The organism is Nocardia sp. NPDC004168, assembly GCF_040610355.1.
Taxonomy (GTDB): Bacteria; Actinomycetota; Actinomycetes; order Mycobacteriales; family Mycobacteriaceae; genus Nocardia; species Nocardia sichangensis.
This window is the reverse complement of record NZ_JBEXME010000002.1, coordinates 617,605-629,387: the sequence shown is the minus strand read 5'-3', so window position 1 is coordinate 629,387 and position 11,783 is coordinate 617,605. Positions and strand designations below refer to the sequence as shown.

General features: G+C 68.8%; 15 protein-coding genes. 9 read left to right on the top strand and 6 right to left on the bottom strand.

All coding sequences use genetic code 11. The annotated features are described in order from the left end of the window. Nucleotides 1-17 precede the first annotated feature (17 nt). Entirely contained in the window at nt 18-368 is a 351-nt protein-coding gene (locus tag ABZW96_RS06835; protein ID WP_355072016.1) for a hypothetical protein, read from the top strand. Nucleotides 369-390: 22 nt separating this feature from the next. On the opposite strand, the gene ABZW96_RS06830 is transcribed toward ABZW96_RS06835, so the two are convergent. After that, nucleotides 391-1,425, bottom strand: coding sequence for an aldo/keto reductase (locus ABZW96_RS06830; protein ID WP_355072015.1), 1,035 nt, complete (start codon nt 1,423-1,425; stop codon nt 391-393). Between the two features lie 113 nt (nt 1,426-1,538). Between ABZW96_RS06830 and ABZW96_RS06825 the strand changes: the two genes are divergently transcribed. Continuing rightward, nucleotides 1,539-2,159, top strand: coding sequence for a TetR/AcrR family transcriptional regulator (locus ABZW96_RS06825; RefSeq protein WP_355072013.1), 621 nt, complete (start codon nt 1,539-1,541; stop codon nt 2,157-2,159). Here the strand turns inward: ABZW96_RS06825 and ABZW96_RS06820 are convergent. Continuing rightward, nucleotides 2,156-2,758 (bottom strand): TIGR03086 family metal-binding protein, encoded by a 603-nt coding sequence (locus ABZW96_RS06820; RefSeq protein ID WP_355072012.1) that lies wholly within the window; start codon nt 2,756-2,758, stop codon nt 2,156-2,158. The two genes, ABZW96_RS06825 and ABZW96_RS06820, sit on opposite strands and share 4 nt — an antisense overlap. A gap of 126 nt (nt 2,759-2,884) precedes the next feature. Between ABZW96_RS06820 and ABZW96_RS06815 the strand changes: the two genes are divergently transcribed. Both ABZW96_RS06815 and ABZW96_RS06810 read left to right on the top strand, forming a co-directional pair. Further along, complete coding sequence (locus tag ABZW96_RS06815; protein WP_355072010.1) at nt 2,885-3,133, top strand: hypothetical protein; 249 nt, start codon at nt 2,885-2,887, stop codon at nt 3,131-3,133. Between the two features lie 129 nt (nt 3,134-3,262). Beyond that, on the top strand, nt 3,263-3,487 hold the full coding sequence (locus ABZW96_RS06810) for a hypothetical protein (protein ID WP_355072009.1): 225 nt from the start codon (nt 3,263-3,265) through the stop codon (nt 3,485-3,487). Nucleotides 3,488-3,492: 5 nt separating this feature from the next. Here the strand turns inward: ABZW96_RS06810 and menD are convergent, their stop codons facing one another. The 3 genes from menD to ABZW96_RS06795 form a co-directional block, all read right to left on the bottom strand. Beyond that, entirely contained in the window at nt 3,493-5,136 is a 1,644-nt protein-coding gene (menD, locus tag ABZW96_RS06805) for a 2-succinyl-5-enolpyruvyl-6-hydroxy-3-cyclohexene-1-carboxylic-acid synthase (protein WP_355072008.1), read from the bottom strand. 163 nt (nt 5,137-5,299) lie between these two features. Beyond that, nucleotides 5,300-5,746 carry a hypothetical protein gene (locus ABZW96_RS06800; protein WP_355072006.1) on the bottom strand — a complete coding sequence of 149 codons (447 nt, stop codon included), beginning with the start codon at nt 5,744-5,746 and terminating at the stop codon, nt 5,300-5,302. Between the two features lie 74 nt (nt 5,747-5,820). Further along, the gene (locus ABZW96_RS06795; RefSeq protein ID WP_355072005.1) at nt 5,821-6,477 is read right to left on the bottom strand and encodes a PaaI family thioesterase; all 657 of its coding nucleotides are present in this window, start codon (nt 6,475-6,477) and stop codon (nt 5,821-5,823) included. 187 nt (nt 6,478-6,664) lie between these two features. Here ABZW96_RS06795 and ABZW96_RS06790 point away from each other — a divergent pair, with 187 nt between their 5' ends. The 3 genes from ABZW96_RS06790 (at nt 6,665) to menE (ending at nt 9,450) form a co-directional block, all read left to right on the top strand. Continuing rightward, nucleotides 6,665-7,558, top strand: coding sequence for a 1,4-dihydroxy-2-naphthoyl-CoA synthase (locus ABZW96_RS06790; RefSeq protein ID WP_159841692.1), 894 nt, complete (start codon nt 6,665-6,667; stop codon nt 7,556-7,558). A gap of 1 nt (nt 7,559) precedes the next feature. Beyond that, nucleotides 7,560-7,952, top strand: a complete 393-nt coding sequence (locus tag ABZW96_RS06785; protein ID WP_355072004.1) for a VOC family protein — start codon at nt 7,560-7,562, stop codon at nt 7,950-7,952. A 337-nt stretch (nt 7,953-8,289) separates the two neighbouring features. After that, nucleotides 8,290-9,450 (top strand): o-succinylbenzoate--CoA ligase, encoded by a 1,161-nt coding sequence (gene menE / locus ABZW96_RS06780; protein ID WP_355072003.1) that lies wholly within the window; start codon nt 8,290-8,292, stop codon nt 9,448-9,450. Nucleotides 9,451-9,498: 48 nt separating this feature from the next. Here the strand turns inward: menE and ABZW96_RS06775 are convergent, their stop codons facing one another. After that, nucleotides 9,499-9,756, bottom strand: coding sequence for a hypothetical protein (locus ABZW96_RS06775; protein WP_355072001.1), 258 nt, complete (start codon nt 9,754-9,756; stop codon nt 9,499-9,501). A gap of 104 nt (nt 9,757-9,860) precedes the next feature. Between ABZW96_RS06775 and ABZW96_RS06770 the strand changes: the two genes are divergently transcribed. Both ABZW96_RS06770 and ABZW96_RS06765 read left to right on the top strand, forming a co-directional pair. Then, entirely contained in the window at nt 9,861-10,853 is a 993-nt protein-coding gene (locus ABZW96_RS06770) for an ATP-binding cassette domain-containing protein (RefSeq protein ID WP_355072000.1), read from the top strand. 70 nt (nt 10,854-10,923) lie between these two features. Then, a complete protein-coding gene (locus tag ABZW96_RS06765) occupies nt 10,924-11,757 on the top strand; it encodes an ABC transporter permease (protein ID WP_355071999.1) in 834 nt (277 codons plus the stop codon). Nucleotides 11,758-11,783 lie beyond the last annotated feature (26 nt).

The window sequence follows — 11,783 nt, the reverse complement described above, 5'->3', positions numbered from 1 at the left end:
CGGGGGACGAGGCTGCCATGGAAGATCCGACACACGACGAACTGACGGACTCCATCGTTCGAGCCGGGACGTGGGAAGGCTTGAACATCCAGGTATTGCATGGCGTCCCACCCATTGTCGAACGCAACGAGGCGGCGCTGACTCCGCCGATCGCCATGCGGTTCTCGCCCGGCACGCTGCTCGCGTACTACCGGCGTATCGCGCAGGACGGTTCACGAGGCAGCGCCACAACTTCGTGGGACTGGTGGATGGTCCTGATGTCCACCCACCTCGGCGAGGCGATATACGACCTGGACCGCATCGACGGTCCGGCCGTGATCACGATCGGCAAGTTCGGCTTCACCGCGACGCCGATCAGAGGGGGCTGACCGCCCGCCGTCGAATACTTGCTCACACCGCGGGCGGGTTGAGCCGGGTGAAGTCCGGGAGGCGGTAGTACGGGTAGTAGGGGTAGGGCGGGGTGGTGGCGCTGGCTTTGTCCAGGCGGGCGATCTGGTCGGCGTCGAGTTCCCAGCCGATCGCGCCGAGGTTCTGGCGCAGTTGCTCCTCGTTGCGGGCGCCGACGATGACCGTCGCGACGGTGGGGCGGCGCAGCAGCCAATTGAGCGCGATCTGCGGGACCGTCTTGCCGGTTTCGACGGCCAGCTCGTCGAGGACGTCGACCACGTCGTAGAGCTTCGCGTCGTCCACCGGAGGGCCTGCCTCGGCGGTCCGGTGCAGGCGGCTACCTTCCGGAAGCGGTTGTCCGCGGCGGATCTTGCCGGTGAGCCTGCCCCAGCCGAGCGGACTCCAGACCACCGCGCCTACGCCCTGGTCGCGGCCGAGCGGCATGAGCTCCCATTCGTAGTCCCGCCCGACCAGCGAGTAGTAGACCTGGTGCGCGACGTACCTGGTCAGCCCGTTGCGATCCGCCGCGGCAAGGGATTTCATCAACTGCCACCCCGCGAAGTTGGACGCGCCGACATAGCGGATCTTGCCGGCGCGCACCAGATCGTCCAGCGCGGCGACGACTTCCTCGACCGGCGTGCCCGCGTCGAAGGCGTGCAGCTGGAACAGATCGATGTAGTCGGTGCCCAGCCTGCACAGCGATCCCTCCACCGCACCGATCAACCTGGCCCGGCCGGAACCGGCGTCCCGCGGACCCGGTCCGGTCGGCAGCGTCGCCTTGGTGGACAGCAGCACCCGATCGCGTCTGCCCTTCACGGCGGCGCCGAGCACTTCTTCGGAGGCACCGTCGGAATAGACATCGGCGGTGTCGAACATGGTCACGCCTGCGTCCAAACTGATGTCGACCAGCCGTCGCGCCTGTTGGGCATCGGTATCGCCCCATGCTCCGAACAGCTCGCCGCGACCGCCGAAGGTGCCCGCGCCGAAGCTCAACGCCGGGACGTGCAGACCCGACGCGCCGAGCCGCCGGTACTCCATTTGCGTCTCAACCGTCCGAACGTTCACTGGACCACCCTCCTAAAGGGTCTGTTGTTCCATTAACGCTACGGACAGTACACCCCTTCGCGCGTAAATGAAACTGGAGTACCGTTATGGTCATGGATGACGCGACCCCCGGCTCCGTCCGGCCCGGCGGACGGACCGCCCGGGTCCGCGCGGCCGTACTGCGAGCCGCGGGCGACCTGCTGACCGAACGCGGCTTTGCCAACTTGGACCTCGCCGAAGTCGCCACACGCGCCGAAGTCGGCAAGACCACCGTCTACCGCCGCTGGCGCACACCCACCGGCCTGATCGCGGACCTGTTGGTCGACATGGCCGAGCAGTCGCTGCCGCACGCCGACACCGGCTCGCTCCTCGGCGACCTCACCGCCAATGCCCGCCTGGTCGCGAAAACCCTGTCCGATCCTCGCCAAGGCAGGCTCTTCCGCGCCGTGATCGCGGCCGCCACCTGCGACGAGTCCACCGCAGCCGCCCTGCGCCGCTTCTACGACGTGCGTCTCACCGAGTGGTCGGTCTGCGTGGCGGCCGCCATCGCGCGCGGCGAAGCGCCCGAGCGCACCGACGCACGCGCGGTGCTGTCCGCGGTGTCGGCGCCGCTGTACTACCGGCTGCTCGCCAGCGGCGATCCGATCGATGACATCGTGGCGGACCGAGCCGCCCGCGCCGCCGTCGATGCCGTACGGGCGGGCACGTTCGTGTCCGCCGCCGACTAGCCGAGCACCGCTCCCCGGTCACCCGCGGTCCAGTCGGCGCGGCGACCGGTGAAAGCGAGGACTCGCTCCAAGGCGGTGGCATCGGGCGCGACCGGCACCACCGGCCCGAACAGACCCGGCACCCCTTCGGCGGGTGTGCCGCGCAGCATGTCCAGCAAGGTCGCCAGATCTTCGGCGGCACACGAAAACGGCTGACCGGTGGCCTTCGCGAGATCCCAGCCGTGCACGACGACCTCGTCCAGCGCGATCCTGGCCATCACCGGGGCGGGCTCGTTCACCCCGCCCGCCTCCGTGCTGCCGTACCAGGCCGCCGGCTCCCGCCACGCCGCCACCAAGGCATCGAGCTGAGCCGGAATGCGCTCGCGCCAGTCCTCCGCCAAGGCGCGCTCGGCAGGGGCGCCGGGCGCGACGGATCCGCCGACGGCCTCCTTGGTCGCCGACTGACGGAATGCCTCGGTCAGATCGACTACGTGGGCGAGCAGATCGCGGACCGTGGTGTCGGCGCACGGTGTCGGCGCCGTGAGCTGGTCGTCGGCGATGCCGCCGACGACGGTCGCCAGAGTGGCGGCCGCGGGCTCGAAATCGAACTCGGGATTCATCGGGCCTCCTCAGGTGTGGGACGTCTCCGGAAATAGAGACGGAGCGAGACGCCGAAATTGAGCGGCGAGTCGTTCCGCAATCAACCCGTAGCGGCGAAAAGCCCTGGAAAAGCGGATAATTGAAAGATGAAGGGTGATCGGGTGGAGATCGTCGTCGACGTCGGCGACGGGTCCCGCAGTTACGAGATCGCGGCTACCCGAGCTGGTAGGCGGGTCGAGGTGAGGATCGCGCGAGGCGTGGTCGAAGTCAGCGAAGTGACGCGATCGGGGACGGCCGTGCGGACCGCGCGGTTCATGGCCGGGCGCATGCTCGCGCTGGTCGAACACCCCGCGGACGCGACGGCGGCGCGGGCGGGCGAAGCGCGACAACACTGAGCGCCGGATGCTTGCCGTACGCCCGGACCGCGGGCATCCTCGATGCAGTCCGAGTTGATCGTCCGCCTCGATTGCGGCGTGCCACGACGGGTATGCCGATCGAGAGGCCTACGCGGAGAGGAGCGCACGATGTCAGACCCCCTTGCCGACGCGATCCCGGAGGCCGATCTCGCCGAGCAGTCCGTTCCGGCGTATCCGGAGGAGCCGGTGCTCGCCGACGAGCCCGAGCAGGACGAAGCCGTCGGACGGGCGACTCCGGAGCGCGACACCTTCGAGGCGAACCCGGCGGACGTGATCGAACAGTCCATCGCGGTCCCGATCGATGACGAACCCGAGGACGAATCCGGCTACTGACCCGGTCAGGGCTGGATCTTGGCCCGCACCGTCGCGTGCAGTTCCCGCAGGCTGGACCGCTCGGTGGCCACCTCGAGCACCCGTGTGCCATGGGCGTGCCCGGTCAGCTCGACGGCCAGCTGCTGCGGATCGACCTGCCGGTGCGGAATGCGATAGGCGGCGCACAAAGCGGCGAGATCCATGCCGTGCGGGGTGCCGAAGACCCGCTCGAACACGCCCGCGTATTGCGGGTCGCCCTGCTCGAGCAGTTCGAAGATGCCGCCGCCGTCGTCGTTGGCGACGACGATGGTCAGATCGGCGGGCCGCGGTTCGCCCGGCCCGATCAGCAGGCCGGACGCGTCGTGCAGGAAGGTCAGGTCACCGATCAGGGCGATGGTGCGCCCGTCGTGGTGCAGAGCGGCGCCGAGCGCGGTGGACACCGTGCCGTCGATACCCGCTACGCCGCGATTCGACAGCACCCTGATCCCCGGACGCGGATGCGACACCAGCGCCGCGTCTCGCACCGGGTTCGAGGCGCCGAGCAGGAGTTGGTCACCGTCGCGCAGCGCGTCCATCACGACTGCGGCGACGTGCAGCCCCGTCGGCTTGGGGTGCCGCGCGAGTGCGCCACGCACCACTTGGTCGGCTTTCGCGTTCAGTTCGCGGCAGTGCTCGAGCCATTGCGCGCTGGGTGCGCCGACAGTAACGGCGCGGGTACCGGTGCCGACCACGTTGCCGGACACGTCGGGCCAACGCGGACCGGTGGTCAGCGCGTAGACCCGGACGTCCGGGTCGGCGAGCACCTTCGATACCTGCCGGTGCAGGGTCGGGCGGCCGGTGATGATCGCCTGCGTCGGCCGCAACAGCGGCAGCACGAGGGGATGCAGCGCGGGACCGTGCATGGGGGCGGTGGGTTCGGCGACGGTGGGCAGATTCGCCAGCTCCGGCCGCAAGCCTGCGCCGTGTCCGGAGATCACGACCGTGTCGGGCGTGAGGTCGAGATCGAGCGGCACGTCCAAGGTGGCGTATTGGGTGTCGGTCCAGGCGCACTCCCCCGCGCGGCCCGCCGGAGCCGTCTCACCCGGTTTCAAGTCGGGGACCAAGGGCTCGCGCAGCGGGACATCGAAGTGCACCGGGCCCGCGTTGCCGGAGCGGGTACCGCGCGCCGCCGCAAGCACTCGGCAGACCGCCGAGCGCCACTGGCTGTTCTGCCGGCCGTAGGGCGGATGCTCGGCGTCGCCCGGCTCCTCCTCCGCGAGACCGAGCGAGATGGTGGCGCGAACCTGGCTGCCGAACAGGCCGAATTGTTCGACGGTCTGGTTGGCGCCGGAGCCGAGCAGCTCGTATGGCCGGTTCGCGCTGAGCACCACCAGCGGGACCCGAGCGTAGTTCGCCTCCAGCACGGCAGGCCCGAGATTGGCCACCGCGGTACCCGAGGTCATCACGACCGGGACCGGGAGCCGGCTCGCGATCGCGAGCCCGACGGCGAGGAAGCCCGCCGTTCGCTCGTCGATCCGCATGTGCAGGCGCAGTCGCCCGGCCGAATCGGCGGCTTGCAGGGCGAATGCCAGCGGAGCGTTCCGGGAGCCGGGGCACAGGACGACATCCCGCACGCCCCCGCGCACGAGTTCGTCGACGACGACCTGCGCTTGTGCTGTAGACGGGTTCACGCCTCCAGACTGGCAGACAGTCAACTAGAAGTCCGCGCCGGGAGGCTCGCAATCACACTGTGTCGTCGCACACGTGGCCCATTCGCGGCCGGGCTCGCGTCCGAGTGCCGCCGCGTACGCGACGAAGTCGCCGGCGGCGGTCGCTCGGACGCGAGTCACAAAATCATCCAGCGTGCTTCTGGATCAGGTCGCCGACCCGCGGCAGCGCCTCGATGACGTTCTTCTTCGCCGAGGAACGCATCGAGGAGTAGACCTTCTGCAGTGCAGGGCGGCTGGAGGACTCGGCCCGGGCGTCGGTGACGGCGAGCAACGCCTCGGCGACCTCATCGGACTTGGCGACGAGCAGATCGGCGAACTTGCCGGAGCCCGACGCCGTGTACTCCTGCCAGAACGGCTCCAGCTGCGCGACCAGTTTGGGCGCCAACGACTCCAGCGCATCGGGCACGATGGACGGGCTGATCTTCTTGACCGCCGCGTAGCCACCCTTCACAGCCAGGCCGGACGCACCACCCTTGTCCGACACCTCGGCGTCGAGAACCTCGACGGCATCGGCAAGGAAAGCCGGGCGCTTCGCGTCGTCGAGCAGGGATTCAGACAGTGCTGCAACCACTTTCAGGTTCCTCCGGATCGGTATCGATGAACGAGCGAGGGCAACTATACGTGCCCGCGCCAGCATTCACCCGGCTACGGCTGCCACGGTAGCAACTCGACCATGAGACCTTCGCAGTCCGCGAGGAGATCGCCCTGCTCATCGAGCAATTCGGCGGTGATAAAAGTTTTTCGCCCTTCGATCCGATCGACCCGTCCGCGAACCGTCAGTTCCGTCTCGAGCGGAGTGATCTTGCGGTAGTTGACGTGAAGATACGCGGTGCGGCTGATCGGCCGTCCGGCGTAATGCACGATCATGCCGAGCAGATCGTCGAACAGCAGCGGCAGCACACCGCCGTGCGCGGCGCCGTTGCCGCCGAGATGGAAGCGGCGGAACACACCCGTCATCTCGATGCCGTCCGGCCCCGCCTCGACCACCCGCCACGGCAACAGCAGAAGGCTTCCCCGCCCGGGCAATTCGACCGCGCGGCCCGCCGGCCCATGCAACTCGGGGGCGCGGTAGGGCTCGAGCAGGTCGATCAGCTCGCGGGCTTTGGCCTGCGCGGCCCCGAAGACATCGTCCGGCGCGTTCGCGCTCACCGCGAGATCCTGCAACGTCCGCATGGCTTCGATGAACCCGCCGAAGTTCGGCCCGACCTTCGCGGGTGTGACCTTCGGAAACCCGCCGTGCTTCTCGTACCGGGATCCGTCCACCGCGCTCCGGTCTATAACCGGTTTCACTCGCTCGCTCATACTTGCACGGTAACGCGTAGTTTTACACCGTCAAATCGAAGTCCGGCCAACCCCGCGCGAATGCCCGGGTTCGCGGGGCCTCGACCGCACCGCTCGCCTCCGCCGCCGCTGGATCGCAAGTCCGGGTCGTCGCCGCTTCCCGGGCCCGACCACGACTTTCAGGCGAAGCGAGACCTAGCATTGCCCGGTGACGTTCAATCCGAAGCTGTGGCGCCCCGTTCCGGGATTCGAGAACCTGACCGACATCACCTATCACCGGCACATCGAGCAGGGCACCGTGCGTGTCGCGTTCGACCGGCCGGAGGTGCGCAACGCGTTCCGCCCGCACACGGTCGACGAACTCTACCGGGCACTCGACCACGCGCGGATGACTCCGGACGTCGGCGCGGTGCTGCTCACCGGCAACGGGCCCAGCCCCAAGGACGGCGGTTGGGCCTTCTGCTCCGGGGGTGACCAGCGCATCCGCGGTCGCAGCGGATACCAGTACGCCAGCGGCGAGACGGCCGACACGGTCGACCAGGCCCGCGCGGGCCGCCTGCACATCCTGGAGGTGCAGCGGTTGATCCGTTTCATGCCGAAGGTGGTGATCGCGCTGGTGAACGGCTGGGCCGCGGGCGGAGGTCACAGCCTGCACGTGGTCTGCGATCTGACCTTGGCCAGTCGCGAGCACGCCCGGTTCAAGCAGACCGACGCCGACGTGGGCAGCTTCGACGGCGGCTACGGTAGCGCGTACCTGGCCAAGATGGTCGGCCAGAAGTTCGCCCGCGAGATCTTCTTCCTGGGCCGCCCCTACACCGCCGAGGAGATGCACCAGATGGGCGCGGTGAACAAGGTCGTCGACCACGCGGAGCTGGAGGACGTCGCGCTGGAGTGGACCGCCGACATCAACGGCAAGTCCCCGCAGGCGCAGCGCATGCTGAAGTACGCGTTCAATTTGCTGGACGACGGACTGGTGGGCCAGCAACTTTTCGCGGGCGAGGCGACCAGGATGGCCTACATGACCGACGAAGCCGTCGAGGGCCGCGACGCGTTCCTGCAGAAACGCAAGCCGGACTGGACCCCCTACCCCTGGTACTTCTGACATGGACATCCTCAGCAGCCGGATCATCCTGCGGCCCGCCGACTACCAGGCCACGCTCGCGTTCTACCGGGACGGGCTGGAACTGGCCATCGCGCGGGAGTATCCGGGCGGCACGGTCTTCTTCGCGGGACAGTCGCTGATCGAGGTGGCCGCGCACGGCGGGTCCGGAGAATCGTCGTCGTTCGAGGGCGCGATCTGGCTCCAGGTGCGCGACGTCTCCGCCGCCGCCGTGGAACTGGCGCTGAAGGGCATCGCGATCGATCGCGCCCCCGTCGAGGAGCCGTGGGGTCTGCACGAGATGTGGATACGCGATCCGGACGGTGTGCCGATCGTTCTGGTGGAGGTTCCGCCTGCCCATCCGATCCGGCGGGATTCCCGCTGGCAGGCGTCGTAGCAACGGTTCCATTCGGTAGTTCGGCGGGCCGCACCGAGTTGCCAACGCGCCGACCGGCGAGGACGATAACGCTCGGATGGCCACCCGACCGCCGACGTCCGGGCCGGCTGTGTCCGTGTCCCGTCCGACGAGTGAATCGCAGTCTCGATGCCTGTCCCACTTGAGCCCCGATCCGACCGGATGGCCGCGCTACGGGCGCGCCACTCCGGCATACCGACCCGTTCCGCACGCGGCGGCGCGGGCATGACACGATCCCTACCGTGAGGGAGTGCAGCGAGCGAGCCATGGGCACAGCGGCTCTGGGCACCACCGAGCCGGGCGAGCGGCGAGGCATGGCATGACCAAGAAACTGCGTACCTTGCCGATGCCGACCGGGTCCGGTCTCGGCGACGTCATGCCCCACCTACGGGAGGCGCTGGAAGGTAACGGGGCCGCCTGGCTCCCCATTCCCACCAGCGATCGGCGCGAGGCGCGGCGCCTGAGCGACGCTTTGTCGCCGGGCGAGCCGATCGACGAGGACATCGCTCTGGTGGTGACCACCTCGGGCACCACGGGCATACCGAAGGGCGCGATGCTCAGCTCGTCGGCCCTGCGCGCCAGCGGCACCGCTACCCACGACCGGCTCGGCGGCCCCGGCAACTGGTTGCTGGCCCTGCCGACCCATCACATCGCCGGTATCCAGGTGCTGTTGCGCAGCATCCTGGCGGGGACCGAACCCACCGTGCTCGACGTGTCCGGCGGATTCCTGCCCGAGGCCTTGGCGGGCGCCATCTCGGGTATGCGCGGGGAGCGGCGCTACACGGCCCTGGTGCCGACCCAGCTGATCAAAGCGTTGGAGTCGCCGGTCGCCGCTACCGCGCTGGCCGAGCTCGACGGTGTGCTGGTGGGCGGCGCGGCCACTCCGCTGCCGGTCTACGAGCGCGCACGCGCCGCGGGCATCACCGTGGTGCGCACCTACGGCATGAGCGAGACCTGCGGCGGCTGCGTGTACGACGGCGTGCCGCTGGAGGGCACGAAGGTCCGTATCGAAGAGGGCCGGGTGGTGCTGGGCGGCGCGATGATCGCCTCCGGCTACCGCAATCAGCCCGACCATCCCGCCTTCGCCGAGCCGGGCTGGTTCCGCACCGAGGACGCGGGCACCTTCGACAACGGCGTCTTGAGCATCACCGGGCGGCTGGACGAGGCGATCACGACCGGCGGCCTGCTGGTGATCCCGCAGGTGGTCGAGGCCGTGCTGATCAACCACCCGGCCATCAGCGAGGTGGTCGTCCTCGGCTTGCCCGACGAACGGCTCGGCCAGCGCGTCGCGGTCGCGGTGATCCCCGCCCCAGGCGCCACCCCCAGCCTCCCCGAGCTGCGCGAATACGTCTCCGCCGAACTGGACTCCATCGCGGCCCCCCGCGAACTGGCCGTCCTCGACGAATTCCCGCTCCGCGGCCCCGGCAAGCCCGACCGCGCCAAACTGCGCGAATACCTCTTGGCCGAGTCGACCCGCTAGCGGATCGCCGGGCAGCGCACGCGTCCGGCGAAGCTCTCTCGTCCATGGCTAGGTGCGCAAGTGGCGGCTCAGATCGCCCGTCAGGTGAATATGAACCCGGCGCTCCACGAATCGCCACTGCCCGTCGACGCGTTCGAAGTGGTCGTGGTAGCGGCCTGCCGCCACGGGTTGCATTTTCTCGACGCCGTCCCGGCCCCTGATCGTCGTACCGCTGCCGACGAAGACGCCGTCGGCGAACAGCGCGCCGACACCGGCGAAATCCCCGGCGTCGACCAGTTCCGCGTACTTCATGATCAGGTTCGTCACGGCAGTCGTATCACCGGCTGTGCTCGCATTCGTGAGGGTAGCGCCGGAAACCAAGCCAGCGCCGTGCAAGAGCCGTGCAAGTCGAGGCATCCACAGTTGTCCACATGACTTCTTTCGCACCAACTTCAGCGCTCGCCGTCGAGGCGGACGGCCTGGTCAAGGTGTTCGGGGAACAGCGGGCCGTCGACGGCGTGAGCCTGGCGGTGCCGCAGGGCTCGGTGTACGGCGTGCTCGGACCGAACGGCGCAGGCAAGACCACGACCATCCGGATGCTCGCGACCCTGTTGCGACCGGACGGCGGCAGCGGACGCATCTTCGGCCACGACGTGGTCGCCGAGCCGACGGCCGTCCGCTCGCTCATCGGCGTCACGGGACAGTACGCCTCGGTCGACGAGGACCTGAGCGCCACCGAGAACCTGATCGTCTTCTCCCGACTGCTCGGCCTGAGTCGCGTCGACGCCCGGCGCAAGGCGGCCGAGCTGCTGGAGGAATTCGACCTCACCGAGGCGGCGAACAAGCCGCTGCGGCACTTCTCCGGCGGTATGCGACGCCGCCTCGACCTGGCGGCCAGTCTCATCGCGACGCCGCCGCTGCTGTTCCTCGACGAACCGACCACCGGGCTCGACCCGCGCACCCGCGCCCAGATGTGGGAGACCATCCGCCGCCTCGTCCGCGAAGGCGCGACGGTGCTGCTCACCACCCAATACCTGGACGAGGCCGATCAACTGGCCGATCGCATCGCGGTGATCGACCGCGGCAAGGTGATCGCCGACGGCACGGCCGACGAACTGAAGGCCTCCGTTGGCGGTTCGTCGCTGCATCTGACGCTGGTCGATCGCGGCCAGCTCGACGAGGCGCGCCGCATCGTCGGCGATTTCCTCGGCGTCGAAGCGCAGATCACCCCGGAGGCCGGGCGGCTCACCGCGCCGTTGACCGACGCCGGAGTCACCGCCGATCTGCTGATCCGCCTGCGCGAGTGGGAGATCGGCATCGATGAGATCACCGTGACCAAGCCGAGCCTGGACGAGGTCTTCCTCACCATCACCGGCCACCCGGCCGAGGACACCACCGACGATTCCGCGAAAAGCGCGGCATGAGCGTCCGGACCGCAGGCAGCAGCCTGCGTGACCACGCCGGATCCCGCGCACGCGGAGAAGGAGCACGACCATGACCACCATCACCGCGACCGAGACGCGCCGAACGGCGCCGACGAAGATCCCCGAAGTGAGCAACCACGTTCCGCTCGTCCAAGCGGCGGCGAACTCGTTCACCATGGCCTACCGCGGCCTGCTGAAGATCAAGCACAAGCCCGAGCAGCTGTTCGACGTGACGATCCAGCCGATCCTGTTCACCGCCCTGTTCGCCTACATCTTCGGCGGCGCCATCGGCGGCAGCGTGCAGGACTACCTGCCGGTCCTGATTCCCGGCATCCTGGTGCAGACCGTGGTGCTCACCTCGGTCGTCACCGGCACCCAGTTGCGCGAGGACATGGACAAGGGCGTCTTCGACCGGTTCAAATCCCTCCCGATCGCCCGCGTCTCGGCGCTGGCCGGCGCTCTGCTGGCGGATATGGTGCGCTACGCCCTCGCCACCGTGCTCACCATCGTCGTCGGCGTCGCCATCGGTTATCGCCCGGAGGGCGGTGTGCTCGGGGTCGTCGCGGCGGGTCTGGTCATCGTCTTCTGCTCGTTCGCGATCAGCTGGATCTGGGCGCTGGTCGGGGTCACCGGCAAGAGCGCGGCGGGCGTGCAGGGCATCTCGATGATGATCATGTTCCCGCTGACCTTCATGTCCGGCGCCTTCGCGCTGGTGAGCACGATGCCGGGCTGGATGCAGGGCCTCAATCACGTGAACCCGGTGTATTACATGGTGAACACGTGCCGCGGGTTGATGAACGGCGCCGCCTTCGGCAGCGATCTGGCTTGGTCGCTGATCGGCTCGCTGGTCGTCATCGCGATCTTCGCCCCGCTCACGGTCAAGGCGTACATGCGCCGCGCGTGACCGATCACCGCACCACAGCGGGCCGG